General features: G+C 73.1%; 22 protein-coding genes. 8 read left to right on the forward strand and 14 right to left on the reverse strand.

The features are described from left to right. Positions 1 to 122 precede the first annotated feature (122 nt). Positions 123 to 1,160, reverse strand: coding sequence for a FecCD family ABC transporter permease (locus tag BUE45_RS14390; protein ID WP_073379819.1), 1,038 nt, complete (start codon positions 1,158 to 1,160; stop codon positions 123 to 125). Then, positions 1,160 to 2,167: an ABC transporter substrate-binding protein gene (locus BUE45_RS14395; protein WP_073379820.1), complete on the reverse strand. Its 1,008-nt coding sequence runs from the start codon at positions 2,165 to 2,167 to the stop codon at positions 1,160 to 1,162. The genes BUE45_RS14390 and BUE45_RS14395 overlap by 1 nt, the downstream gene beginning before the upstream one ends. Positions 2,168 to 2,796: 629 nt before the next feature. Here BUE45_RS14395 and BUE45_RS14400 point away from each other — a divergent pair. Continuing rightward, positions 2,797 to 5,427, forward strand: coding sequence for a S8 family serine peptidase (locus BUE45_RS14400; protein ID WP_073379821.1), 2,631 nt, complete (start codon positions 2,797 to 2,799; stop codon positions 5,425 to 5,427). Between the two features lie 66 nt (positions 5,428 to 5,493). Here BUE45_RS14400 and smc read toward each other — a convergent pair whose 3' ends face one another. From smc to coaD, 8 genes are all read right to left on the reverse strand, one after another. After that, positions 5,494 to 9,039 carry a chromosome segregation protein SMC gene (gene smc / locus BUE45_RS14405; RefSeq protein WP_073379888.1) on the reverse strand — a complete coding sequence of 1,182 codons (3,546 nt, stop codon included), beginning with the start codon at positions 9,037 to 9,039 and terminating at the stop codon, positions 5,494 to 5,496. Positions 9,040 to 9,489: 450 nt separating this feature from the next. Continuing rightward, positions 9,490 to 9,678 carry a hypothetical protein gene (locus BUE45_RS14410; RefSeq protein WP_073379822.1) on the reverse strand — a complete coding sequence of 63 codons (189 nt, stop codon included), beginning with the start codon at positions 9,676 to 9,678 and terminating at the stop codon, positions 9,490 to 9,492. 384 nt (positions 9,679 to 10,062) lie between these two features. Next, positions 10,063 to 10,350, reverse strand: a complete 288-nt coding sequence (locus BUE45_RS14415; RefSeq protein ID WP_073379823.1) for an acylphosphatase — start codon at positions 10,348 to 10,350, stop codon at positions 10,063 to 10,065. 105 nt (positions 10,351 to 10,455) lie between these two features. Next, positions 10,456 to 11,316, reverse strand: a complete 861-nt coding sequence (mutM, locus tag BUE45_RS14420) for a bifunctional DNA-formamidopyrimidine glycosylase/DNA-(apurinic or apyrimidinic site) lyase (RefSeq protein ID WP_073379824.1) — start codon at positions 11,314 to 11,316, stop codon at positions 10,456 to 10,458. 8 nt (positions 11,317 to 11,324) lie between these two features. Beyond that, the gene (gene rnc, locus BUE45_RS14425) at positions 11,325 to 12,050 is read right to left on the reverse strand and encodes a ribonuclease III (protein ID WP_073379825.1); all 726 of its coding nucleotides are present in this window, start codon (positions 12,048 to 12,050) and stop codon (positions 11,325 to 11,327) included. Between the two features lie 445 nt (positions 12,051 to 12,495). After that, positions 12,496 to 12,672 (reverse strand): 50S ribosomal protein L32, encoded by a 177-nt coding sequence (rpmF, locus tag BUE45_RS14430; protein WP_073379826.1) that lies wholly within the window; start codon positions 12,670 to 12,672, stop codon positions 12,496 to 12,498. Between the two features lie 145 nt (positions 12,673 to 12,817). Beyond that, positions 12,818 to 13,396, reverse strand: a complete 579-nt coding sequence (locus BUE45_RS14435; RefSeq protein ID WP_073379827.1) for a YceD family protein — start codon at positions 13,394 to 13,396, stop codon at positions 12,818 to 12,820. Positions 13,397 to 13,552: 156 nt separating this feature from the next. Then, complete coding sequence (gene coaD / locus BUE45_RS14440) at positions 13,553 to 14,035, reverse strand: pantetheine-phosphate adenylyltransferase (RefSeq protein WP_073379828.1); 483 nt, start codon at positions 14,033 to 14,035, stop codon at positions 13,553 to 13,555. Positions 14,036 to 14,208: 173 nt separating this feature from the next. Here coaD and rsmD point away from each other — a divergent pair, with 173 nt between their 5' ends. Then, positions 14,209 to 14,775 carry a 16S rRNA (guanine(966)-N(2))-methyltransferase RsmD gene (rsmD, locus tag BUE45_RS14445; RefSeq protein WP_073379829.1) on the forward strand — a complete coding sequence of 189 codons (567 nt, stop codon included), beginning with the start codon at positions 14,209 to 14,211 and terminating at the stop codon, positions 14,773 to 14,775. Between the two features lie 9 nt (positions 14,776 to 14,784). Here rsmD and recG read toward each other — a convergent pair whose 3' ends face one another. Further along, complete coding sequence (recG, locus tag BUE45_RS14450) at positions 14,785 to 16,965, reverse strand: ATP-dependent DNA helicase RecG (RefSeq protein ID WP_073379830.1); 2,181 nt, start codon at positions 16,963 to 16,965, stop codon at positions 14,785 to 14,787. 366 nt (positions 16,966 to 17,331) lie between these two features. Here recG and rpmB point away from each other — a divergent pair, with 366 nt between their 5' ends. Further along, entirely contained in the window at positions 17,332 to 17,517 is a 186-nt protein-coding gene (gene rpmB / locus BUE45_RS14455; RefSeq protein ID WP_013151263.1) for a 50S ribosomal protein L28, read from the forward strand. Between the two features lie 95 nt (positions 17,518 to 17,612). Here the strand turns inward: rpmB and BUE45_RS14460 are convergent, their stop codons facing one another. Continuing rightward, positions 17,613 to 18,257, reverse strand: coding sequence for a cellulose binding domain-containing protein (locus BUE45_RS14460; protein WP_073379831.1), 645 nt, complete (start codon positions 18,255 to 18,257; stop codon positions 17,613 to 17,615). A gap of 152 nt (positions 18,258 to 18,409) precedes the next feature. Beyond that, complete coding sequence (locus tag BUE45_RS14465; protein WP_073379832.1) at positions 18,410 to 19,378, reverse strand: thiamine-phosphate kinase; 969 nt, start codon at positions 19,376 to 19,378, stop codon at positions 18,410 to 18,412. Positions 19,379 to 19,494: 116 nt separating this feature from the next. Here BUE45_RS14465 and BUE45_RS14470 point away from each other — a divergent pair, with 116 nt between their 5' ends. Further along, the gene (locus BUE45_RS14470) at positions 19,495 to 19,728 is read left to right on the forward strand and encodes an Lrp/AsnC family transcriptional regulator (RefSeq protein ID WP_073379833.1); all 234 of its coding nucleotides are present in this window, start codon (positions 19,495 to 19,497) and stop codon (positions 19,726 to 19,728) included. A 94-nt stretch (positions 19,729 to 19,822) separates the two neighbouring features. Further along, positions 19,823 to 20,209: a DUF3515 domain-containing protein gene (locus BUE45_RS14475; protein ID WP_143173361.1), complete on the forward strand. Its 387-nt coding sequence runs from the start codon at positions 19,823 to 19,825 to the stop codon at positions 20,207 to 20,209. 91 nt (positions 20,210 to 20,300) lie between these two features. On the opposite strand, the gene BUE45_RS14480 is transcribed toward BUE45_RS14475, so the two are convergent. Next, on the reverse strand, positions 20,301 to 21,083 hold the full coding sequence (locus BUE45_RS14480) for a DUF3105 domain-containing protein (protein WP_073379835.1): 783 nt from the start codon (positions 21,081 to 21,083) through the stop codon (positions 20,301 to 20,303). An 89-nt stretch (positions 21,084 to 21,172) separates the two neighbouring features. Here BUE45_RS14480 and BUE45_RS14485 point away from each other — a divergent pair, with 89 nt between their 5' ends. From BUE45_RS14485 to cydB, 3 genes are all read left to right on the forward strand, one after another. Further along, positions 21,173 to 21,907: a DUF305 domain-containing protein gene (locus tag BUE45_RS14485; RefSeq protein ID WP_084737243.1), complete on the forward strand. Its 735-nt coding sequence runs from the start codon at positions 21,173 to 21,175 to the stop codon at positions 21,905 to 21,907. 341 nt (positions 21,908 to 22,248) lie between these two features. Continuing rightward, positions 22,249 to 23,709 (forward strand): cytochrome ubiquinol oxidase subunit I, encoded by a 1,461-nt coding sequence (locus tag BUE45_RS14490; protein ID WP_073379836.1) that lies wholly within the window; start codon positions 22,249 to 22,251, stop codon positions 23,707 to 23,709. 14 nt (positions 23,710 to 23,723) lie between these two features. Beyond that, on the forward strand, positions 23,724 to 24,752 hold the full coding sequence (gene cydB / locus BUE45_RS14495; RefSeq protein ID WP_073379837.1) for a cytochrome d ubiquinol oxidase subunit II: 1,029 nt from the start codon (positions 23,724 to 23,726) through the stop codon (positions 24,750 to 24,752). Positions 24,753 to 24,812: the final 60 nt, after the last annotated feature.

A 24,812-nucleotide genomic window follows, 5' to 3' on the forward strand; every position in this document is an offset into this window, starting at 1 on the left:
CCCGCCCAGTCTCCCAGAGTGTTCGACGCGTTCGCATCACGCCGGGGTGGCGCGCCGGGAACGAAGCGGTGTCCGCGCCGGGCCGCCGCGCACCGGGCGCGGGCGGCCCGCGGGCCCGCCGCTCAGACCGAGCGGTGCCGGGTGGTGCGCAGGATCAGCACGAAGAACGGCGCGCCCAGGAACGCGGTGACCACCCCGATGGGCAGCTCGGCCGGGGAGACCACGGTGCGGGCGACGATGTCCACCGTCACCAGGAAGGCGGCGCCGGCGATCATGGTGACGGGCAGGATCGCCCGGTAGCTCGACCCCACCAGCCGGCGCACGATGTGCGGCACGACGATGCCGACGAACCCGATGAGGCCGCTCACCGACACCGCGGCGGCGGTGGCCAGCGACGCGGCGGAGATGACGACGACGCGCACGACCGCCGGGTCCAGACCCAGGCTGACGGCCTTGTCGTCGCCGAGCGCGAGCATGTCCAGCAGGTGGCCGCAGACCAGCAGGACGAGCATCCCGACCAGGGCGTAGGGCGCGATCAGCCGCACGTCGTCCCAGCCGCCCCGGCCCAGCCCGCCCAGCAGCCAGGCGTAGATGCGCTGGAGCTGGTCGGTGCCCATCTGCTGTACGAACGTCTGGACCGCGGACAGGAACGAGGACACCGCCACCCCGGCCAGGACGAGCGCGGCGGTACCGCCCCCGCCCGCCGTGGTCCCGAGCAGGTAGGCGGCGGCGACCCCGACCAGGGCGCCGGCGAACGCGGCCACCGGCACCAGGGTCCGCGGCTCGTCGCTGATCTGGCCGCCGAAGACGATGACCGCGGTGGCGCCCAGCCCGGCCCCCGCCGCGGCGCCCAGGAGGTACGGGTCGGCCAGGGGGTTGCGGAAGACGCCCTGGTAGGCGGCTCCGGCGGTGGCCAGCAGGGCGCCGACGACGGCCCCCATCACCACCCGGGGCAGCCGCAGCGCGACCAGCAGGGCCGCCTGCCGCTCGGTGAGCGGGGACTCGACGTCGAGCGGCAGGAGGCTCAGCAGGTGCAGGACGATGTCGGCGGCGGACAGCGAGGCCGCTCCCGAGGAGATCCCGAAGAGCACGGCCACGGCCAGGACGACCAGGCCGCCCGCCCCCCAGCCCAGGGGGGCGCCGAGGGCGCCCCGGGCCATTAGCGGTCCGCGTTCTCGACGACGGCGTCGCCGACGAGCCGCGCGAAGTCGACCACGCGCGGACCCCAGCGGGAGGCGATGTCGGCGTCGAGCAGGTGGACGGCGTCGTTCTGGACCGCGGTGACGGTGTCGAAGGCGGGGCGCTCGGCGACCGCCCGGACGGCGTCCTCGTCGCCGTAGGACAGGAAGACCAGGTCGGGGTTCTGCTCGACGATGTACTCCTGCGAGAGCTGCGGGTAGCCCCCGGCGCTGCCGTCGTCGGCCGCGTCGGCGATGTTGACCAGGCCGAACGAGGAGTAGATCTGGCCGACGAAGGTGTCGGAGGTGGCGGCGAAGGGGGTCTCGTCCAGCTCCTGGTAGAAGCTCGCTCCCCCCTCGCCCGCCTCGGCGCAGACCTCCTCGACGATCTCGGCGAACTCGGTCTCGACCCGGGTCGCCTCGGTGTCGGCGTCCTCGCTGTGGCCGGTGGCGTCGCCCAGCAGCCGGATCTGGGCGTAGGTGTCCTCCAGGGTGGCCGCGGCGGGCAGGACGAGGGCGGGGATGCCCACCTCGCCCAGCTGCCCGGCGACCTCGGCGGTGCTGTCGGACATGACGACCAGGTCGGGGTCGTACTCGGTGACGGCCTCCACGCTGGGGGTGAACCCGCTCAGGTCGGTGGTGGGGGCCTCGGCCGGGTGGTTGGAGTACTCGTCGGCGGCCTCGACCAGGTCTCCGGCGCCGATGGCGAAGAGCATCTCGGTGTGGCTCGGGGAGAGGGAGACGATCCGCTCGGGGGCGGCCTCCAGGGTGACCTCTCCGTTGAAGTCGGTGAGCGTGACGGGGAAGGTGCCGTCGCCGACGCCCGGGCGGTCCGGGTCGGCCTCGGGAGGCGCGCAGGTCGCGGCGGCGCCCCCGGCTCCCGGCTCGGGGGACTCGGCGGGTTCGGGCTCCTCGCCCGCGCCGCCGCAGGCGGTGAGGGCGAGCGCGGCGCCCAGCAGGACGGCGGGAAGTCGGTGTGCGGTCCGCACGGTGCTCCTTGGAAAACCGGGGGAAGGGGAGCGGCCTTGGCGGAGGACGGCCTGTCCCTCCCACGAGGACGGGGTCGAGCGGTGCCGGCGAGGCGACCCGGCTCGTCCCCGCCGGGGCGGGGCTTCACGGTTGCGGGGCAGCGCCGGGTTGGGCGGCCGTGGACGGCCGCGGTACCGGACTTCGCTCGGACGACACCGGCCGGTCGGCCCGTGTACAGGGCGGACCGGCCCCTCCACTGTACTGGTCGGCGTCTCGCGGGGACCGGCCGGGCGCGTGGCGCGGCGGCGGGGCCGGCCGCACCACCCCGAGCATAAAAAAGTACTCGGTACCACAATTCGGACGGTGAAAGCCGGAACCGAAAGGGGAGATCAACCGCTTTATTCTCTTGAGCAACATATGCCCCTTTGAAGCGCTTTCATCATCCGTGTGGCCAGATTGAGTCTTGGCGAACATTGACACGGAGATGGCACACAGCAATGATCTCGTTGCTATGCGCGCCATATAACCGAGTAAGGACTTGACGCGGTGTATAGCCCCAACCGTGTACTCCCGTACCCCCACGGGCTGTCCCCCGCCACCATTCCCCCGGCGTCCCGAGGCGCGCGCAGAGAAGGGATGTGTTGACAAGGTGGCACCCCACCGTAAACGCCTGGCGGCCCTCGCCGGGTTGACCCTGCTGGCGGGCCTCGTCTCCGCCGTACCGGCGGCGGCCGACGAGATCTCGGAACTCGCGCCCCTGCACCCCGTCCCCGCCCCGGGGGACGGCGAACTCGTCCACCAGGCCGACGGCCTGTGGCTCATCGAGCTGGAGAGCCCGCCCACCACCCAGGGCACCTCCGCCGCGGAGGTCGACGCCGAACAGGACGGCTTCCGCGCCGACGCCGACGAGTACGGCCTGGAGTACTCCGAGCGCCACTCCTTCACCGAGCTGTGGAACGGCCTCTCTATCGAGATGGACGACGCGCAGGTGGGCACCGTGCGCGCGATCCCCGGCGTCCGGGCCGTCTACCCGGTGGTCACCTACGAGATCCCCGAGGCGGACGAGAGCGTCCCCGACCTCGACACCGCCCTCCCCATGACCGGCGCCGACATCGCGCAGAACGAACTCGGACTGAGCGGCGAGGACGTCCGGGTCGCCATCATGGACACCGGCGTCGACTACACCCACCCCGACCTGGGCGGAGGCGGCTTCCCCAACGACCGCGTGGTCGCAGGCCACGACTTCGTCGGCGACGACTTCAACGCCCAGGACCCGGCCGCCGTCCCGGCGCCCGACGGGGACCCCCAGGACTGCAACGGGCACGGCACCCACGTCGCGGGCATCGTCGGCGCGCGGGGCGAGGTCACCGGTGTGGCCCCCGACGTCGTTTTCGGCGCCTACAAGGTGTTCGGCTGCGCCGGCTCCACCACCTCCGACATCATGATCGCGGCCATGGAGCAGGCGCTGGCCGACGACATGGACGTGCTCAACATGAGCATCGGCTCCTCCCACTCCTGGCCGCAGTACCCGACCGCCGTCGCCTCCGACAACCTGGTCGACCAGGGCATGGTCGTGGTCGCCTCCATCGGCAACGAGGGCGCCACCGGCCTGTACTCGGCGGGCGCCCCCGGCCTGGGCGAGGACGTCATCGGCGTCGCCTCCTTCGACAACACCCACGTGCGGACCGCCTCCGCGGTCGCGCAGCCCAGCGGCGAGGCCGTCCCCTACATGGAGATGGACGAGGCCCCGCTGCCGCCGACCTCCGGCGGGACCGACCCGCTGGAACTCGTCGGCCGGGCCTGCACCGCCCTGGGCGACACCGTCGGCGACCTGAGCGGCCGGACCGCGCTCATCATCCGCGGCGAGTGCACCTTCGCCGAGAAGTACCAGGCCGCGGTCGACGCGGGTGCGACCGGCGTCGTCATCTACAACAACGTCCCCGGCCTGTTCGCGGGCGGCGGCCTGGCCGCCGGCCACGACGCCTTCTCCGTCGGCGTCTCCGACACCACCGGCGCCCACCTCATCGGGCTGCTGGAGGACGGGGAGACGGTCACCCTGTCCTGGACCGACGAGACCGCCACCGTCCCCAACCCCACCGGCGGGCTGATCAGCTCCTTCAGCTCCTACGGCCTGGCGGCGGACCTCTCCGTCAAGCCGGACATCGGCGCCCCGGGCGGCCTGATCAACTCCACCTACCCGATGGCCAAGGGCGGCTACGCCACCATCAGCGGCACCTCCATGTCGTCGCCGCACGTGGCGGGCGGCGTGGCCCTGCTCCTCCAGGCCCGCCCCGACCTGGACGCCCACGAGGTGCGCACGGTCCTCCAGAACAGCGCGGACCCCAAGGCCTGGTGGGGCAACCCCGGCCTCGGCCTGGCGGACAACGTCCACCGCCAGGGCGCGGGCATGCTCGACATCCCCGGCTCGGTGCTCGCCGCCTCCACGGTCACGCCGGGCAAGCTGTCCCTGGGCGCCACCGGGGGCCCGGCGACGGAGACCGTCACCATCACCAACAACGGTGACGCCGAGGCCGTCTACGAACTGTCGCACGAGGGCGCGCTGGGCACCCACGGCGACACCTTCGCCCCGAGCTTCAACGACGGGTTCGCCGACGTGGCGTTCGACTCCGAGACCGTGACCGTGGCCGCGGGAGCGTCGGTGGACGTGCAGGTCACCGTGGCCCCGCCCGCCCGCGACTTCGAGCAGATGGTCTACGGCGGCTACGTGGTGGTGTCCCAGGTGGACGGCGAGACCTTCCGGGTCCCCTACGCCGCCTACAACGGGGACTACCAGGAGATCACCGCGCTCACCCCGACCGCGTACGGGCTGCCCTGGCTCACCCGGATCACCGAGTGCGACGTGTTCTCCGGCCTGGAGTGCGCCGACGACAGCGGTGTCTTCGAGAACCGCCCCGAGGGCGAGACCTACACCCTGGAGTGGGTGGACGGCCTGCCCGACGCCCCCTACGTCATCGCGCACCTGGACCACCACGTCGCCCGACTCGACCTGGTGATCATCGACGAGCGGACCGGCCGGCCGATCCACCCGCGCAACAACACCGCGGTGTCGGTCGACCACGTCGGCCGCAACGCCACGCCGACGGCGTTCCACAGCTACGTGTGGGACGGCACCTACGTCGACGGGCACGGCCGCGTCAAGGACGTGCGGGACGGCGACTACCGGCTGGAGCTGCGCGCCCTCAAGGCGCTCGGCGACGCCGACGACCCCGACCACTGGGAGACCTGGACCTCCCCGGTCATCACGATCGACCGGGGCTGACCCCTCCCCGGTCCGCGGCCGCCCCCTCCTCCGAGGGGGCGGCCGCTCCTCCGTCCGGGGGCTCCGTCAGGCGGAGCGCTCGATCTTCTGGCTGATGACCTGGGAGATGCCGTCGCCCTGCATGGTGACGCCGTAGAGGGCGTCCGCCGCCTCCATGGTGCGCTTCTGGTGGGTGATCACGATGAGCTGCGACGACTCCCGCAGCTCCTCGAAGATCACCAGCAGCCGCTGGAGGTTGGTGTCGTCCAGCGCCGCCTCGACCTCGTCCATGACGTAGAACGGCGACGGGCGCGCCTTGAAGATCGCCGCCAGGAACGCCACCGCGGTCAGCGAGCGCTCACCGCCGGACAGCAGCGACAGCCGCTTGACCTTCTTGCCCGGCGGACGGGCCTCCACCTCGATGCCGGTCGTGAGCATGTCCTCCGGGTCGGTGAGCAGCAGCCGCCCGTCGCCGCCGGGGAAGAGCCGTCCGAAGATCGCCGAGAACTCGCGCTCCACGTCCAGGTAGGCGGAGGAGAACACCTCCTGCACGCGGGCGTCCACCTCCTGGACGATCTCCATGAGGTCGCGGCGGGTCTTCTTCAGGTCCTCCAGCTGGGCGTTGAGGAAGGCGTGGCGCTCCTCCAGGGCGGCGAACTCCTCCAGCGCCAGCGGGTTGATCTTGCCGAGCTGGTTGAGCTGGCGCTCGGCCGCCTTGGACCGCTTGAGCTGCACCTCGCGCACGTAGGGAACGGGGACGGCGTCCTCGTCCGCGTCGGCGGGCGGCGGCACCGGCACGGCCGGGCCGTACTCGGCGACGAGCGTGGGCACGTCGACGCCCATCTCCTCCATCGCCCTGGTCTCCAGCTGCTCCAGGCGCAGGCGGCGCTCGGCCCGGGCCATCTCGCCGCTGTGCGCGGAGCCGGTGAGCTTCTCCAGGTCGACGGACAGTTCGCGGACCCGGGCCCGCACGGTGCGCAGCTCGGCGTCGCGGGACTCCTTCTGCGCCTCGGCGGCGGCCCGCTCGGCCTCGGCCGCGGCCAGGGAGGCGGCGATGCGCTCCAGGGCCAGGCGGGCGCCCTCCGCGACCGCCTCGGCGAGGGTGGCCTGCGCGCCGCGCAGGGCGCGGCGCCGCTCGGCGCGCTCGGCGGCCTCGCGCTCCTGGGCGGCCTGGGCGAGCAGCCGCTCGGCGCGGCCCGCCACGGCGCGGGACCGCTCCTCCGCGGTGCGCACCGCGAGGCGGCGCTCCATCTCGGCGGCGCGGGCCCGGGAGGCCTGGGCGGACAGCCGGTCGCGCACGTCGGGGTCGGGGGCCTCCTCCTCCAGGGAGGCGGCCATCTCCTCGGACTCGGCGAGCCGCTCCTCCAGGCGGGCGAGCTTCTCGGCGTCCTCGCCGCGGGAGGCCGCGGCCCGGGCCGCCGCGGCGGCGTACCGCTCGGACTCGGCCTCGGCGGAGCGGGCCTGTCCGCCGAGCTTGCCCAGGCGCTGCGCGGTCTCGTTGCGCTTGCGGTCTCCCTGGCGGCGGCGGGCGGTCAGCTCCTGCGCCCGGGCGGACAGCTCGGCGCGCTCGGCCTTGGCGGCGTCCAGCTCCTCGGCGGCGGTGGCGGCGGCCCCGGTGGCGGCCTCCAGCCGGGCGGCGGCCTCGTCGACCGCCGCCTGCACCTCCAGCAGGCTGGGCGCGGCGGCCGAGCCGCCGTGGGCCAGCGCCCCGGACAGGACGTCGCCCTCGGGGGTGGCGGCGCGCACGCCGGGCAGTTTGGCGACCAGGTCGCGGGCGGCGGCGGGGTCGGCGGCGAGCAGCACCCGGTCGAGCAGCGCGGTGACCGGGCCGGACAGGTGCTCGGGCGCGGTGACCGCGTCGACCGCGTAGCGGACCCCGGGCGGCGGCTGCGGCCAGTCCGCGCGCGGGACGGCGGGCACGGCTCCGGCGATGACGATCCCGGCCCGGCCGGCGTCCTCGGCGCGCAGGAGTTCGAGGGCGGCGACGGCGGTGTCGGGGTCGGCGACCGCGACGGCCCCGGCCGCCGCGCCCAGGGCGGCGGCCACCGCGGCCTCCCGGCCGGGCTCCACCTGGACCAGGGAGGCCAGCGACCCCAGCAGCCCGACCAGGTCGGAGCCGAGCAGGGCGGCGGCGCCGTCCTTGCCGGCCAGCCCGAGTTCCAGGGCCTCCTTGCGGGCGGCCAGCGCGGAGCGCTCGCCCTCGGCGGAGCGCTCGGCGTCGCGCAGCCGGTTGAGCTCGGCCTCGACGGCGGTGAGCGCGGCGGCCGCCTCCTCCTGGGCGGCGTCGATCTCGGCGTCGCCCTCGTCGAGCCCGGCCGCCTCCTCGGCGGCCATCTCGTACTCGGCCTGGGCCCGCTCGGCGCGTTCGGCGGCCTGGGCTGCGGCCTCCTCCAGGCGGGTGATCTCGGCCTCGCCGGAGGACAGGCGGCCGCGCAGCCCCTCGACGCTCGCGGACAGGCGGACCAGCTGCTCGCGGCGCTCGGCGGCGGCCCGGCCGGCGGCCTCCAGCCGCTTCTCCTCGCGGTGCAGGGCGTCCTCGGCGGCGCCGCGCTCGGCGACGGCGGTCTCCAGCACCTCGCGCGCCTCGTCCAGCCGGGCGAGCAGCTCCTCCTCCTGAGCGGCGGCCTCCTCGGCCTCGCGCTCCAGCTCCTCGGGATCGCGCCGGTGGGCGGGCTCGTCGCCGACGGCGGCGAGGTTGCGAAAGCGCTCGGAGGCGAGCCCGCGCACGGCGTCCAGGCGCTCGGTGAGCCGGGACAGGGCGTGGTAGGTCTCGGTGGCGCGGGCCAGGTCGGGGGCGGCCTCGGCGGCCTGCGCGTCCAGCTCGGACTCGCGCTGCTGGGCCTGGGCGAGGGAGGCCTCGACGGCGGCCCGGCGGAGCAGGACCTCCTTCTCGTCGGCCTCCTCCTTGGCGAGCTGTCCGGTGAGGGTGACGATGTCGTCGGCGAGCAGCCGCAGGCGGGAGTCGCGCAGGTCGGCCTGGATGACGGCGGCACGGCGGGCCAGCTCGGCCTGGCGGCCCAGGGGCTTGAGCTGGCGGCGCAGCTCGGCGGTGAGGTCGGTGACCCGGTCCAGGTTGCCCTGCATCGCGTTGAGCTTGCGGATCGCCTTCTCTTTGCGCTTGCGGTGCTTGAGGATGCCCGCGGCCTCCTCGATGAGGGACCGGCGCTCCTCGGGGCCCGCGTGCAGGACGGTGTCGAGCTGGCCCTGGCCGACGATGACGTGCATCTCGCGGCCGATGCCGGAGTCGCTGAGCAGGTCCTGGATGTCGAGGAGGCGGCAGGTGTCGCCGTTGATGGCGTACTCCGAGCCGCCGTTGCGGAACATGGTCCGCCGGATGGTGACCTCGGAGTAGTCGATGGGCAGGGCGCCGTCGGTGTTGTCGATGGTGAGGCTGACCTCGGCGCGGCCCAGCGCGGTGCGGGTGGAGGTCCCCGCGAAGATCACGTCCTCCATCTTGCCGCCGCGCAGGGACTTGGCGCCCTGCTCGCCCATCACCCAGGAGAGGGCGTCGACGACGTTGGACTTGCCCGAGCCGTTGGGGCCCACCACACAGGTGATGCCCGGTTCGAACCGCAGGGTGGTGGCCGACGCGAACGACTTGAAGCCGCGCAGCGTCAGATTCTTCAGGTACACCCACACCTCCCGCAGTGGCCACCGAGTGCTCGCGCCGTGTTCGTCGGGGGCGGCGCGGGTCGACCCGTACAAGGGTGCCACGAAGCGGTGCCCGGAGCACGGGGAACGGCGCGGTGCGCCGGTGGCGAACGCGTCGCCGGGCGGAGCGGCTCCGCCCCGCGCGTCGCGTTCCTCGAACGTCTCCCCCCGGCTCGCGCGGGAGGGGAAAGGAGGGGGGATCACCGGCGGACACGGAGGGTTGTGACGGAGTCCGCCGGGTACTAAAGGATAAAGAGGCCGCAAGGGCAAAGGAAAGACTGCGGCAAGTGGACGTGTGGACCGGTGGAATCCCGCCCCGAGGGTTCGGGCCACCGGGGGTTCAGGGACGCCTCGAAGAATTCTGCGGCGTCCCCGCCGACGGGTCGTGCGCGGCACGTGCGACCGGTCGGAGCCAGCCGCGGAACACGCGGGTCAGGCGAGCGCGGGCTCGCGGTCCTCGGCGCCGGTGACGTCGCTGACCGCCATGTTGAGCTGGTCGTTGCGCGCCTGGAGCCGGCCGACCTCGTCCTCGAGGTCGCGTACCCGCTTCTGAAGCCGTCGCATCTCCTGGACCATACGGGGGTCGGAGCCGCCGACGTGGCCGAACAGAGCCTTCGCCATGATGTGGGTCCTCCACACTGAGTGACCAGTTGTGATTTCACGCATGCGACACCCCCCGGGAATTCTCTCTCCGGGACCTGGATTCGCGTCCACGGACGGTGCTTCCACGCGGGTGGAAGGTGCGCGGTGTACCTTCCAGAGTCTCACTAGGCGCGTTACTGGTCAAGATTGGATGACAAACAGTCGGTAACCACCGCATCCCGGAGTGAGAAGACCCGGGCAGGCGGCGGCAACACGATGCGAGGAGGACCACCCCGGCAGAGCCGGTGACGCGCGGGACGCACGATGATGGCCGACACACCTCACGAGACCCTGCCACGAGTCTTCGGTTCCGACCGCCGCGGTCGCGGGGTGTGCTCGAATCGCGTTACCCCACCAGGATACTCACCGTTCGACGAAACCGGTGAACGTCCCCCCTGCTCGACCCCAACGTTCGACCACAGAGTCCACACGGCCGGGTGTTCCGACACCCCTGAGGCGTTCAAGAAGTCGTTCGCAGGACCCCCGCGAACCCTCCGCGACGACCTCGACACGGCCGTCCGCGAGGTTGGTGGCGGCCCCCGCAAGGCCCAGTTCCAGCGCCCGGGAACGCGTCCACCAGCGAAAACCCACTCCCTGCACGTGTCCGCGCACCCACGCGGTCAGTCGGACGGCCTCGTCGGCGCCGCTCATTGACCGTTCCTCTTCCTTACTTTGGGGAGACACTTTCCTCACCGGTCGGTTTCCGGTCCGCTCCGGAGCCGGGCAATCCCACCGGTCACACCCGCCACAACCCGGTCAGGCCGCCCGCGTCCCGCGCGGAGGGAGCTGGCAGGAGGGGCAGCTGAACGAGGAGCGGTTCATGAACGACTCCCGCACCAGCGGGGTGTCGCACCGGCGGCACGGGCGGTCCTCCCGCCCGTAGGTGTTGAGGCCCCGCGCGAAGTAGCCGCTCTCGCCGTTCACGTTGACGTACAGCCCGTCGAAGGTGGTACCGCCCACCTCCAGCGCCTCCGTCATGACGTCGCGCGCGTGCCCGAGCAGGGCCTCGGCCTGCGCCCGGGACAGCCCCCGGGTGCCGCGCCGCCCGTGCAGGCCCGCCCGCCACAGCGCCTCGTCGGCGTAGATGTTGCCCACCCCGCTGATCAGCGACTGGTCCAGCAGGGCCCGCTTGACCTCGGTGTCCCTGGCGCGCAGCGCCCGCACGAACGCCTCGGGGACGAAGGCGGGGTCCAGCGGGTCCAGGGCGATGTGGTCCACCGAGGAGGGCACGTCCTCCCGCGCCCCGGGGACGTCCACCATCAGGTGACCGAACGTGCGCTGGTCGACGAACCGCAACTCGTTGCCATCCGACAGCGGCAGCCGCACCCGCAGGTGCTTCTCGTCCGGCTTGCCCCGGGGCTGGACCAGCAGCTGGCCGCTCATCCCCAGGTGGGCCAGGAGCAGCGAGCCGTCGTCCAGGACCAGCCACATGTACTTGCCGCGGCGCAGGGCGGCCGTGGGCGTGCGCCCCTCCAGCCGGGCCGCGAAGTCGGCGGGGCCGGGGACGTGCCTGCGGACGGCGCGCGGGTGCAGGACCTGCGCGCCGGTGACGGTGCGGCCCACGGCGTGGGCGGCCAGGCCCCGGCGGACGACCTCGACCTCGGGCAGCTCGGGCATGGGGGAACCTACTTCTTTCCGTTGCCGGCGGCCTCGGACCGGGCCTTGATCGCCTTCCAGGCGGACTCGGCGGCCTGCTGCTCCGCCTCCTTCTTGCTGCGGCCCTCGCCCAGCCCGTAGCTCTCCCCCGCGACGCGGACCGTCGCCCGGAACGTCTTCTGGTGGTCGGGGCCGGACTCGTCCACGTGGTACTCCGGCACGCCCAGCATCTCCGCGGCCGTCAGCTCCTGGAGCGAGGTCTTCCAGTCCAGGCCCGCGCCCAGCCCGGAGGCGGTCGCGATCAGCGGGTCGAACAGCCGGTGCACGAAGTCCGAGGCGGTGCCCAGGCCGCGGTCCAGGTAGACCGCGCCGATGATGGCCTCCAGGGTGTCGGCGAGGATCGAGGACTTGTCGCGCCCCCCGGTGCCCTCCTCGCCGCGGCCCAGCCGGATGTAGGCGCCGATCCCCAGGCCGCGGGCGACGTCCGCGAGCGCCCGCATGTTGACGACGGCGGCGCGCAGCTTGGCGAGCTGGCCCTCGGGCAGGTCGGGGTGCTTGCGAAAGAGCGTGTCGGTGACCACCAGGCCGAGCACGGAGTCGCCCAGGAACTCCAGGCGCTCGTTGGTGGGCAGCCCGCCCTTCTCGTAGGCGTAGGAGCGGTGGGTGAGCGCGCGGACCAGGATCTTGGGGTCGACCTCGACCCCGATGGCCTGGTGGAACGCCTTGGCCTCGGCGGTGGAGAGCTGGGTGGCCACTCGTTTCACTTCCCTGTTCGGGCACGCCGGGACGGCGCGCGTGCGCGGTCGCGGACACACGGCCCCACCGGGATGCTCGAAAACGAGGTGAACGTCGCGGGAGCGCGGCGCCGGACCCGGCGCCCGCTCCCCCGGCGGCCACCACGAACTCGGGAACTCCGATGCGGTCCGCGGGCCGGCCGTCGCGTGGACGGAGGCTGATCGGAGCGGCCCGGGGCCGCCCCTCGGTGACACTCTACAAATCCCGGCCCTCGCGCGTCTCCCCCGCGGTACCCGGACAGCGGTCGGGGCGGACCCGTGTCACGGGCCCGCCCCGGGGGCAGGAGCCGGGTCCGGTGGACCCGAGAGACCTGTCGTGTGCGCCCGAGGGCGCGTTCGCCGGATGCCTTCGGCCGGTTCGGCGCCCGCGCCGGCCGGCGCGGGCGGAACGTTCGCCGAGCACACCCTAGGCCGGGTTGACGACCTGGCGGTTGTTGTAGGTGCCGCAGGTCGGGCAGGCGACGTGGGGCTGCTTGGGGTCGCGGCAGCGCGGGCAGTTGACCAGCACCGGGCGCGACGCCTTCCACTGGGAACGGCGGGTCCGGGTGTTGCTCCGCGACATCTTCCGCTTCGGGACGGCCACTTCAATCCTCCTGGGTCACCCCCGCGCGGATCGCGGGAGGTCGCTTATCTGGTCGGCCCCGCGCGCGGCGGGGTGTGCTCCGTAGAACGGGGCGCCCGGCACGGTGGCCGGGATCATCCCCGCGGTGCACGGGGAAGGGCTGTTGTCACTCGCCGGGCCGCTCCGCGAGGTTGCGCAGCGCCTCCCAGCGGGGGTCGACCCGGTCGCCGTGACCGTGGTCGGGACCGGCGTCGGCGAGCCGGGTGCCGCACTCCGAGCACAGGCCCGGGCAGTCCGGGTCGCACAGCGGTGAGAGCGGGAGGGCGAGTACGACGGCGTCTCGGACCACGGGTTCGAGGTCGAGCAGGTCGCCCTCTAGATAGTAGTCCTCATCGTCGTCGTCCGCTTCCACGTCCTCCGAGCGGAGGTCGCCCTCGTCGGCGGGGTACCGGAACAACTCCTGGAAGCCGGCCTCGAAGTCCTCGGAGAGGGGGTCGAGGCAGCGCGAGCACTCGGCGGCGATCTGGCCCTGCACGGTCCCGGTGACGAGGACGCCCTCCATCACCGCTTCCAGGCGCAGGTCGAGCTCCAGCTCGCGGCCCTCGGGCACGGAGGCCATCGCGTTCGCGAACGCCTCGGGGACGTTCACGATGCGCTGGACCGTCCGCATCGACCCCGGCTGGCGGCCCAGCGCCTGGGTGTCGACCACGAACGGGTCACGGGGATTGAGACGAGACAGGGTCATCGAGCTTTCACGAGAAGTCCGGGGGCCGGACGGTCCGCCTGCGGCGGCCGGTACCGGCCCGAGCGCACGCCGAAGACGGCGACGCACATGGTCGAACCAGGATTCTACCCATCGCGTCCCCGAGCACCCAAATCAGCCCCGGGAAGGCCTGCGGCGTCAGCCTTTCGCGGTGTACTTCTCGCGCAGGCGGTCCTGGACGTAGGGGGTCACGAGGTTGGAGACGTCGCCGTGGTACTGGGCGATCTCGCGGACCAGGCTGGAGGACAGGAACGAGTACTGCGGGTTCGCCGTCATGAACACCGTCTCCACCTCGGACAGGCGGTAGTTCATCTGGGCGATCTGGAGTTCGTAGTCGAAGTCGCTGACCGAGCGGAGGCTGCGCACGATGGTGTCGATGCCGTTGGCGCGGCAGTAGTCGACCAGGAGCCCGTCGAACTCCGCGACCTCGACGTTGGCGAGGTCCTCGGTTCCCACGCGGAGCATGTCCAGCTTCTCCGGGACGGTGAACAGGCCCCGCTTGTTCACGTTGTTGAGCACGGCGGCGACGACCTGGTCGTACTGCTTGGCGGCCCGGCCGATGATGTCGATGTGACCGTAGGTCACGGGGTCGAAGGAACCCGGGCAGACGGCACGGCGCACGATGGATCGCCCCTTTCGTACATGGCGTTCGGGTACCCGCGATCGTAGGGGTCGTTCCCGGTACGGATTCGGGCAACTCCCGCTTAGTGGTCACTTTCCCCCCACGGTCACCACCGCGGGAGGAGGCGCGCCGGGGCGTCCGGGCGGCACGGCGCCTTGGCTACGGTGGTGCCATGAGCCGCATCATCGCCGGGACGGCCGGGGGACGCCGCATCTCCGTTCCCGACGGCCGCACCACCCGCCCCACCAGCGACCGGGCCCGCGAGGCCCTGTTCGCCTCCGCCCAGTCCGACCTCGGCCCGCTGACCGGGCTGCGGGTGATGGACCTGTACGCGGGGTCGGGGGCGATCGGCCTGGAGGCCCTGTCCCGCGGCGCCTCCCACGCGCTGCTGGTGGAGGCCGACCGGCGGGCCGCCCAGGTGGTGCGGGACAACATCGCCGCGCTGGGCCTGCCCGGCGCCCGGCTGGCCGCCGACCGGGTGGAGCGGGTGATCGCCCAGGGCGGTCCCGGCGAGCCCTACGACCTGGTGGTGGCCGACCCCCCGTACGCGGTGGCCGACGCCGAGGTGGCGGGGGTGCTCGCCGACCTGGTCTCCCGCGGCTGGCTGGCCGACGGCGCGCTGGTGGTGGTGGAGCGCTCCAAGCGGGGCGCCGAGCCCGACTGGCCCGCCGGGCTCACCCGCGACCGCGAGCGCGGGTACGGCGAGGCCGTCCTCTGGTACGCCCACCACACCGGGTAGGGACCGGTCTCACGCCTTGTCGAGGTACTCGGCGCGCTCCTCCGGGAGCAGCTCCTCCAGGGCCCGGACCAGCGGCGGGTGGGCGGTGAGCTCCGGGTCCTCCTCCAGGTGGGCGGCGGCGCGCCCGCGGGCCTCCTCGATGACCTTCTCGTCCTTGAGCAGGGTGAGCAGGCGCAGGCTGGAGCGCCCCGACTGGGCGTCGCCCAGCACGTCGCCCTCGCGGCGCATCCGCAGGTCCTCCTGCGAGAGCGCGAAGCCGTCGGTGGTCGAGGCGACCACGTCCAGGCGCTCCCGGGAGGGCGAGCCCTCCTCGGCCTCGGTGACCAGCAGGCACAGGCCGGGGAGGCCGCCCCGGCCGACCCGGCCGCGGAGCTGGTGCAGCTGGGAGACCCCGAACCGGTCGGCGTCCATGATGGCCATCACCGTGGCGTTGGGCACGTCCACGCCGACCTCGACGACGGTGGTGGACACCACCACGTCCGTGGTGCCCGCCGAGAAGCGGCCCATCACCGCGTCCTTGTCGTCGGGGGCCATCCGCCCGTGCAGCACCTCCACCGCGAGGTCCGACAGGGGGCCCTCCGTCAGCCGGGCGGCGACCTCCAGCACCGACAGCGGGGCGCGCTCGCCCTCCTCCCCGGCGTCCTGGGCGTCCTCGGCGGACTCCCCGTCGCCGATGCGCGGGCAGACCACGAACGCCTGGCGTCCGTTGCCCGCCTCCTCGCGGATCCGCTCCCAGGCGCGGGTGAGGAAGTGCGGCTTGTCCCTGGCCGGGACCACGTGGGTGGACACCGGGGCGCGGCCGGCCGGGAGCTGGGTGAGGGCGATCACGTCCAGGTCGCCGTAGACGGTCATGGCGACGGTGCGCGGGATGGGCGTGGCGGTCATGACCAGCACGTGCGGGCGGCCGTCGGCGGCCTTGGACCGCAGGGCGTCGCGCTGCTCCACGCCGAACCGGTGCTGTTCGTCGACCACCACCAGCCCCAGGTCGGCGAAGGACACGTGCTCCTGGAGCAGGGCGTGCGTGCCCACCACGATCCCGGCCGCGCCGGAGGCGGCGTCCAGCAGGGCCTCCCGCCGGGCCGCGGCGCCCATGGAGCCGGTGAGCAGGGCGGTCCGGGTGGCGCGCTCGGCCCCGTCGATCTGTCCGGCCCGGCCCAGTGCGCCGAGCATGGCGCCGATGGAGCGGTGGTGCTGCTGGGCCAGCACCTCGGTGGGGGCGAGCAGGACGGCCTGGCCGCCGGAGTCCACCACCCGGAGCATGGCCCGCAGCGCCACCAGGGTCTTGCCCGCGCCGACGTCGCCCTGGAGCAGGCAGTGCATGGGGTGGGCGGAGTCGAGCCGCCGGGCGAGCAGGTCGCCGACCTCGCGCTGGCCCTCGGTCAGGGTGAACGGCAGCTGCGCGTCGAAGGCGTCGAGGACGCCGTCCGGGGCGCCGGGCCGGGGCACCGCGGGCAGGCTCTCGGCGTCGCGGCGCCTGCGGGCCAGCGCCAGTTGCAGGACGAACGCCTCGTCCCACTTCAGACGGCGGCGGGCGGCCCCGATGTCCTGGTCGGTCCGCGGCCGGTGGATGCGGCGCAGGGCGTCGCCGATGGGGAGGCGGTCGCCGACCACGGAGGGCGGGAGCGGGTCGGGCAGGTCGCCGGCCACGCCCAGGGCCACCTCCACGGCGCGGCCGACGGTGGCCGAGTCCATGCCCTTGACCGCCGGGTAGACGGGGATGAGCTCGTCGGCGTAGGCGCGGGCCCGGTCCTCCTCGGAGCCGTCCTCGTCGAGGAGCTCGTACTGGGGGTGGCCGAGCTGGCGGCGGCCCTTGAACGTGTCGACCCGGCCGGAGAACATGGCCAGCCGGCCGGGGGTGAGCCGGGTCTGGTGGTAGGCGCCCTGGTTGAAGAACGTGAGGTGCAGCCGCCCGGTGCCGTCGGTGACGACGACCTCCAGCAGGTCCATCCGCCGCCGCCCCTGGCGGGGCGGGACGGTGCGCCTCTTGGCGTCCAGGACCCTGGCCTGCACGGTCGCCTGCTCGCCCTCGCGCAGCAGCGCCAGGTCGGTGAGGTCGCCGCGGCGGTCGTAGCGGCGCGGGTAGTAGCGCAGGAGGTCGCCGAGGGTGTGGAGGCCGAGCTTCTCCTCCAGGGCCTTGGCCGTCTTGCCGCGCAGCGGGCCCCGGCCCAGCGGTTCGTCCCAGGTGCTCATGGTCTTCCTCTTCAGGATCGCCGGTCACGGACCACGCTAGTGCCCCGCGCCGACGCTCGGCGGCGGTGCCGGGGACGGGTCGGCATTCTCCCGGGACGGGGGCCGAAGGCACGGATGTCCGCCGCCGTCTCCGGCAGCGCTATACTCGTGTGAGTTCATCGTGTTCTCGCCATGCCCGCGTGGTGACGTTCGATGGTCCTTCCGGCGGCATCGTGTTCCGCCGGCGCACGCAGGGGGCGTTTCACCTTCCCTCGTGTACTCTTCCACGGTTGGCTTCCGCGCCAGCCTGTCCGCCCGGTCTTTCCGGCCGGTTGATCTTTCGCGTGCGGCGACGTGCGCGATCCCGAGCGCTTGAATGGAGTTACCGTGGCTTCCGTTTGCGACGTCTGCGGCAAGGGACCAGGGTTCGGTAACAGTGTTTCCCACTCGCACCGTCGCACCCGCCGCCGCTGGAACCCCAACATCCAGACCGTTCGCACCCGTGTCGGCGGCACGCCCAAGCGCGTGAACGCCTGCACCTCGTGCATCAAGGCCGGCAAGGTGACCCGCTAGGGAGCACCGTCCCCGACAGGTCTTCGAGGCCCTCCGACTCCGGTCGGGGGGCCTTCGCCGTGTCCGGGGACGCAGGGCGGCCGGGCGCTGCCGCGTCACAGGCGGCAGATGTGCCCGTTGAGGGAGCAGCGGACGGGGCTCTGGGGCGCGCCCAGCGCCTGGAAGGTGAGGGAGGCGCTCTCCCCGGGCGCCAGTCCGTCGGCGCCGCCGGGCTGGCGGGCCAGGATGCCGTCGTCGATGGCCTCCCAGTCGGCGTCCTCCACGTGGGTGACCTCGGCGTCCTCGAAGGCCAGGGCCAGCTCCCAGGCGTCGAGCCTGGCGCGGGAGGTGTTGGTGACGGTGACCTCGCCGGTGAACCCGGCCTCGACCGACTCCACGATCCGGTAGGAGACGGTGGTGGGCTCGGTGCCCGCCTGGGTCCGGGGCTCGGGCGACCCGGCCTCGGGCTCGGGGGTGATGTCGCCGCTGGGGCCCGCCCCGTCCTGGGTGCCGGGGTTCTGCGCGCCGCCGCCGGGGCCGCCGCCGAACTGGAGGTAGATCTGGGTGGTGCTGTAGCCGAACAGGAGCAGGCCCAGGATCACACCGGACACGACGAGTACGTTGAGCAGCCGCGGGGGCTCGACGCGCTTGGGAACGGTGCTGCCGATCAGGCCGCCCAGCCGGCGCAGCGCTCCGGTGTCCTCGGGCTCGTTGCGGTGCGCACCGCGACGGATGCCCTGCCGCTGGCCGTGGCGCCCCATGGACCGCCTCTCCCCGGGATCGGATGCCGATCTTCCCGCACCGGTGCCCGGGACGCGGGCACCCGCCCGGTGGCCGCCGCGGCGCGGCGGGGGCGGGCGTTGCTCGGCCGCAAGCCTAGCGCGCAAGCCAAAACAGACAAATCCAAACGCGCTCATTCCCCGGGGAAATGATCCCAACCCGTGCGTTCGGGAACCCGTCCCGCCACGGTGACGTGCCGCTCCCCCTCCGCGGCCGGCAGGACCCGGCCGATCCGGTGCCAGTGGTCGGGCAGGTCGGTCCCCTCGGGGAAGGTGGCGGCCAGCGCGTGGTCCTCGCCGCCGGAGACCATGAAGGCCGACGCCCGCGCGGGGCCGCCGCCCAGGATCCGCACGGCCTCGACCAGCTCGGGGGCGGGGCGCAGCAGCCCGGGATCCAGGTCGATGCCCACCCCCGAGGCCCGGCACACGTGCCCCAGGTCCTGGGCGAGGCCGTCGCTGACGTCGAGCATGGCGGTGGCGCCGAGCCGGGCCGCCTCGGGGCCGGCCGCGTACGGCGGCGAGGGCCGGCGGTACTCGTCCAGGCAGGCGGCGGGCCCGTCCGTCCCCGCGGTGAGCAGGGCGAGCCCGGCGGCGGACAGGCCCAGGTGGCCGCAGTAGGCGACCACGTCGCCGGGGCGGGCGCCGTCGCGGCGGACCGGGGCCCGGCCCTGGAGGTCGCCCAGCGCGGTGATCGCGACGGTGAGGACGGTGGAGCCGACGGTGTCCCCGCCCACCACCGCCCCGCCCGCGACCGCGCACTCGTCGCGCACCCCCAGGGTGAACTCCTCGGCCCACTCCAGGGGCAGGTCGGCGGGGGCGGCGAAGCCGATGAGCAGGCCGGTGGGGCGGGCGCCCATGGCGACGACGTCGGCGTAGTTCTGCGCCACCGCCCGGTGGCCGACGTCGCGCGCGGTGGACCAGTCGCGCCGGAAGTGGCGCCCCTCCACCAGGAGGTCGGTGGTGGCCACGGTCCTGCCGTCCGGGGCCGCGACGACGGCCGCATCGTCGCCCGGTCCGAGGATTACATCGCCCGTCGCGGGGAATCGCCCCGTCACGCGTCTGATCAGAGCGAACTCACCCAGGCCCCCAATGGTGTTCTCCACAGGGAACAGGGTACGGTGACGCTCCGGCGCGGTGGTCTGGACCCACGTTCGTCACACGTTCGCCATCGGCCGCACCGTCAGGTGCTCCCGTACCCGGCACGCACGAAGGAGTACACATGGTGCAGGCATACATCCTGATCCAGACCGAGGTCGGCCGCGCCGCGGAGGTCGCCGAGCGGATCAGGGGCATCGAGGGGGTCGCGGAGGCGCACGACGTGACCGGCCCCTACGATGTGATCGCCCAGGCCGGTGCCGACGACATCGATTCGCTCGGTTCCCTGGTCGTGGCCAGGATCCAGCGTCTGGACGGGATCGCCCGGACACTCACCTGCCCCATCGTCAACATCTGACCGACCCTCGGAGAATGTGGTGCGCATACTCCTGCGCTGGACCCCGGTGCTCCTCGCCCTCGCCGTCACCGGGTGCGGAGCGCAGACCGTGCGCATGGAACCGCCGGTACCCGGCCCCGCCGCCGAGGAGTCGTGCGCGGCCCTGGTCGCCGACCTGCCGGACACCCTCATGGACGCCGGGCGCGTCGGCGTCCGTCCCGCGTCGGACCTCACCGCCGCCTGGGGCGAACCCGCGATCGGCCTGCGCTGCGGGGTGGAGCGGCCCGTCTCCCTGGCGCCGGACTCCCTGCTCGAAGAGGTCAACGGGGTCCCGTGGCTGTCCGAGCCCGCGGACGCCCCCACCGTCTTCACCGCCGTCGGGCACGAGGCCTACGTCGAACTGCTCGTCCCGACCTCCTACGGCCCCCCGGCCGCGGCCCTCACCACCGTGAGCGACCTGGTCTCCGAGCACCTGCCGCCGCTGCCCGACGGGGAGCTGTAGCGGTCCGGGGGCGGTCCCGGGCCGGACACGAAGGGGCGGGGCGGCCCCGGCCGCCCCGCCCCGCGCACCTCCCTGCCTCGGGAGGCGCCGTCTACTCGGACTCCTCCTCGGCGGGGGCGTCGCCCTGCTCCTCGGCGGGAGCCCCGCTCTCGCCCTCGGCCGGGGCGTCGTCCCCCTCGGCCCCCTCCGCGGGGCCGTCCATCTCCTCGGCGATGTCCTCGCCGCCGCCGGCGGCGAGCATGGCCTCGACCTCCTCGGCGTTCTCGGCCACGCCCTGAGAGCACAGCGCGCCCGGCTCGGGCACGTCGTTGCTCTGCTCGAAGGCGCGGACGAAGCGCTGGAGGGTCTCGTCGGCCGGGTCGTCGACGGCGACCTGGCGGCCCCAGGCGGAGGCGACGATCGGTCCGTCCATCTCACCCTCGTAGGGGGAGACCACGAGGTAGGATCCCGCGGTGTAGAAGCCGTTGAGCTGCTCGACCTGGTCGGCGGGGAGGTCGGGGTCGTAGGCGATCCAGACCGCGCCGTGCTCCAGGGAGTGCACCGCGAACTCCGGGGTCACCGGTGCGGGGTAGACGCCGCAGTTCTGCCAGGCGCTCCAGTGGTCGCCGCCGACCGGCGGGCTCTGCTGGTAGTCGACCCGCTGTCCGGTGTCGACGTGGACGTAGGAGTCCACCTCGTGCTCGGCCATGCCGGGGATCTGCCGGCTGCGGTGGTCCATGTAGAAAAGGAAGCCGATGAGGCCCACGACCACCACGACGGCCAGTGCGCCGCCGGTGATGCCGAGGACCTTGCGCCGTCTCTCCTTGCGCAGGCGCTCCGCCTTGAGGGCGGCCGCGCGCTGGCGGCGCTCCTCCGCCGTCTTCTTCTTGGCCACGGGGTCTCCTGAGGTGGGTGGTGGGGCCTGGGACTTACCTATCCTCTACTTTGGCATCACAGTCGTGCGATTTGACCAGGATGGTTCCCATGGGAGACGAAAGCGGTACCGAGCGCGACCCGATCGGTGACCTCGGCGACACCGCGGACCGCCCCGGGGACGACGGCGGGGACACGGTGCCGGGGGAGTTTCCGGAGGAGTCCGAGCACGAGCCGGCCCAGTTGACGTCCATTCCGACCTGGGCGGTCGTGATCCTGGTCGCATTCGCCCTGCTCGGCGGCTACCTGCTGGGGCGCCCCTCGTATCCGCTGGACACGGGCGCCGACGCGGGCTTCCTGCGGGACATGAGCGTCCACCACAACCAGGCCGTGGACATGTCGATGATCATCCTGGAGAAGACCGAGGACCCGGAGCTGCGCACCGTCGCCACCGACATGGCCCGCACCCAGCAGGCCCAGGTGGGGCGGATGCAGGGCTGGCTGCTGGCCTGGGACCTGCCGGTGCGGGCCCCGGACCGGCCGATGGCCTGGATGGCGGGGCACGAGCACAGCGACGGCAGCGGGGACGGGATCCCCGAGACCATGCCCGGGCTGGCCACCGAGGAACAGCTCGACGAGCTGCGCGGAGCCGAGGGCGTGGAGGCCGAGATCGTCTTCCTGGAGCTGATGACCGCCCACCACCTGGGGGGCATCGTGATGGCCGAGGCCGAGGCCGACCTGGGCCGGGAGGCGATGGTCGTGGGATTCGCCGAGGGGATGATCGAGGCCCAGGGCGCCGAGGTGGACCTCATGGAGCGGATGCTCGCGGACCGCACCGGCGGCTGAACCGCGCCCCCTCCGGCGGCGGCGCACCCCACGGGGGTGCGCCGCCGCCGTCGTCACCGCCCGGCGCGGGTGCGTCGGCCCGGCTCCGGGCCCGGCCCGCCCGGCCGACCGCATGTGTCCGAGTCCACAATGTCAGCCGCCCCTCCCGCCCGACCCGCACGTCTTCGCAGTTCAGGACGTCCGATCTGGGCCGTTCTCCCCCGCGGACCCCGCGGAAGGCGCCCCCCGGTTCGCGCGCAAGCCCTCAAGGGGACCCATCCCACAGCACCCCGGGGCGTCTACGACAAGCTGTAGAACTACGATGTGTAGTACTACCGGCGGTCGGTATCTGAGAGGCGGGTATGGAAGCCCTTGAACTCGCGCGGTGGCAGTTCGGTGTCACCACGATCTACCACTTCCTGTTCGTTCCGTTGACCATCGGCCTGTCGTTCATCGTGGCCGTGCTCCAGACCCTCTGGTACCGCACCGGCAGGCACGAGTACCTCCAGGCGACCCAGTTCTTCGGGAAGCTCTTCCTCATCAACTTCGCCATGGGCGTGGTGACCGGCATCGTCCAGGAGTTCCAGTTCGGCATGAACTGGAGTGAGTACTCCCGGTTCGTCGGCGACGTCTTCGGCGCCCCGCTGGCGATGGAGGCCCTGCTCGCCTTCTTCCTGGAGTCCACCTTCATCGGCCTGTGGATCTTCGGCTGGCACCGGCTGCCCCGCGGCGTCCACCTGGCCTGCATCTGGATCGTGGCCGTGGGCACCAACCTGTCGGCGTACTTCATCCTCGCCGCCAACGCCTGGATGCGCCGCCCGGTCGGCTTCGAGGTCAACCCCGAGACCGGGCGCGCCGAGCTCAACGACATCTGGGCCGTGCTCAGCAACGACCAGGCATGGTCCACGTACCTGCACACCGTCTCGGCCGCGTTCATCACCGCCGGGCTGTTCGTGGTCTGCGTCAGCGCCTACAAGCTCTGGCGCAACCAGAAGCACGGCGACACCGGCGTCCCCGACGTGCGCCCGCCCCGGGGGGACTTCGCCCTGTTCCGCGGCACGCTCAAGGTCGGCCTGGTCTTCACGCTGGTCGCCGGCGCCGTCGTCGTGTTCTCCGGCGACCACCAGGCCAAGCTCGCCGCGCAGTACGAGCCCATGAAGCTCGCCGCCGCCGAGGCCCTGTGGGAGACCGAGGAGGGCGCGCCGTTCTCGACCTTCGCGGTCGGGGACACCGAGGCCCGGTACAACCCCATCGACATCACCGTGCCCAACATCCTCAGCTTCCTCGCCACCGGCGAGTTCGACGGCGAGGTGCACGGGATCAACAACCTCCAGGAGGCCTACGAGGAGGAGTACGGCGAGGGGAACTACATCCCCAACGTGTTCGTCACGTACTGGTCGTTCCGCCTGATGATGGGCCTGGGCCTGTCCGGGGTCGCCATCGCCGCCGTGGGGCTGTGGCTCACCCGGGGCCGGGACCGGACGCCGTCGGTCGACGGCCGGCTGACCCGCTGGTTCTACCCGCTCGCCGTGCTCGCGCTGCCCGCCGCCCTGGCCGCCAACATCTTCGGCTGGGTGCTCACCGAGATGGGCCGCCAGCCCTGGACCGTCCACGGCTACCTGCTCACCGCCGCCAGCGTCTCGCCCGGCGTCAGCCTGGGCACCGTGGCGTTCAGCCTGGCCGGGTTCACCCTCCTCTACGGCGCCCTCGCCGTCGTCGAGGTCGGGCTGCTGGTCAAGTACATCAAGGCGGGCCCGTCCCACCTCGTCCCCGACCTCGAAAAGGACGGCGACGAGTCGAAGATCCCTCACTTCAGCTATTAAGAAGGTCCCTGCACATGGATCTGGCCGTCATCTGGTTCATCGCCATCTCGGTCCTGTGGATCGGGTACTTCGTCCTGGAGGGGTTCGACTTCGGGGTCGGCGTCCTGCTGCCGTTCATGGGCAGGCGCGACTCCGTCGACCGCCGGGTCGCCATCAACTCCATCGGGCCGGTGTGGGACGCCAACGAGGTGTGGCTGCTCACCGCGGGCGGCGCCATGTTCGCCGCCTTCCCCGCCTGGTACGCGTCCCTGTTCAGCGGGTTCTACCTGCCGCTGTTCCTCATCCTGGTCGCGCTCATCCTGCGCGGCGTGGCCTTCGAGTACCGCGGCAAGCGCGATGACGCGTCCTGGCGCCTGTGGTGGGACCGGGCCATCTTCTTCGGCAGCGCCGCGCCCGCCCTGCTGTGGGGCGTCGCCTTCGCCAACATCGTCCAGGGCGTGGCCATGGGCGCCGACCACGTCGTCACCGCCTCGGTGCTCGACCTGCTCAACCCGTACGGACTGCTGGGCGGGCTGACCACCCTGTCGCTCTTCACGCTGCACGGCGCCGTGTTCCTGAGCCTGAAGACCGACGGGCCGGTGCGGGCGCGCGCCCGCACCGCGGCCCTGCGCACCGCCTGCGTCGCGGTGCCCGCTGCGGCCGCGTTCCTGCTGTGGACGCAGCTGGCCCACGGCCCGGCGTGGACCTGGCCTCTCGTGGCCCTGGCCGCCCTGGCCCTCACGGGCGCCGTCGCCGCGGCGCGGCTCCGGCGCGAGGGGGTGGCGTTCGCGCTCACGGCGGTGACCATCCCGGCGGCCGTGGTCGTCCTGTTCGGCTCGCTGTTCCCGAACGTGCTGCCCTCCACCACCGACCCGGCGTTCAGCCTCACCGTCGAGAACGCCTCGTCGGCCGACTACACGCTCACCATCATGACGTGGGTCGCCGTGGTCTTCCTGCCGCTGGTGCTCTTGTACCAGGGCTGGAGCTACTGGGTGTTCCGCAAGCGGGTCACCGGCGCCACCGTCACCGGCGAGACCGTGGCCCCGGGCGCCTCCGGGGCCTGAGCCCCGCGGTCCCCGCCCCCGCCGCCCCGGGGGCGGGGACCGCGCCGCGTCCGGCGGCGA

This window comes from Nocardiopsis flavescens (genome assembly GCF_900141985.1).
Lineage (GTDB): Bacteria > Actinomycetota > Actinomycetes > Streptosporangiales > Streptosporangiaceae > Nocardiopsis > Nocardiopsis flavescens.

Excerpts from the sequence above, each read along its gene's own strand:
- mutM (WP_073379824.1), bottom strand. The coding sequence starts at position 11,316 with ATGCCCGAGCTGCCCGAGGTCGAGGTCGTCCGCCGGGGCCTGGCCGCC.
- BUE45_RS14475 (WP_143173361.1), top strand. The coding sequence starts at position 19,823 with ATGGAACCGCCGGTACCCGGCCCCGCCGCCGAGGAGTCGTGCGCGGCC.
- BUE45_RS14390 (WP_073379819.1), bottom strand. The coding sequence starts at position 1,160 with ATGGCCCGGGGCGCCCTCGGCGCCCCCCTGGGCTGGGGGGCGGGCGGC.
- BUE45_RS14490 (WP_073379836.1), top strand. The coding sequence starts at position 22,249 with ATGGAAGCCCTTGAACTCGCGCGGTGGCAGTTCGGTGTCACCACGATC.
- BUE45_RS14410 (WP_073379822.1), bottom strand. The coding sequence starts at position 9,678 with ATGGCGAAGGCTCTGTTCGGCCACGTCGGCGGCTCCGACCCCCGTATG.
- cydB (WP_073379837.1), top strand. The coding sequence starts at position 23,724 with ATGGATCTGGCCGTCATCTGGTTCATCGCCATCTCGGTCCTGTGGATC.
- BUE45_RS14435 (WP_073379827.1), bottom strand. The coding sequence starts at position 13,396 with ATGACCCTGTCTCGTCTCAATCCCCGTGACCCGTTCGTGGTCGACACC.
- BUE45_RS14460 (WP_073379831.1), bottom strand. The coding sequence starts at position 18,257 with ATGGGGCGCCACGGCCAGCGGCAGGGCATCCGTCGCGGTGCGCACCGC.
- BUE45_RS14485 (WP_084737243.1), top strand. The coding sequence starts at position 21,173 with ATGGGAGACGAAAGCGGTACCGAGCGCGACCCGATCGGTGACCTCGGC.
- recG (WP_073379830.1), bottom strand. The coding sequence starts at position 16,965 with ATGAGCACCTGGGACGAACCGCTGGGCCGGGGCCCGCTGCGCGGCAAG.
- BUE45_RS14470 (WP_073379833.1), top strand. The coding sequence starts at position 19,495 with ATGGTGCAGGCATACATCCTGATCCAGACCGAGGTCGGCCGCGCCGCG.
- rsmD (WP_073379829.1), top strand. The coding sequence starts at position 14,209 with ATGAGCCGCATCATCGCCGGGACGGCCGGGGGACGCCGCATCTCCGTT.
- BUE45_RS14415 (WP_073379823.1), bottom strand. The coding sequence starts at position 10,350 with ATGAGCGGCGCCGACGAGGCCGTCCGACTGACCGCGTGGGTGCGCGGA.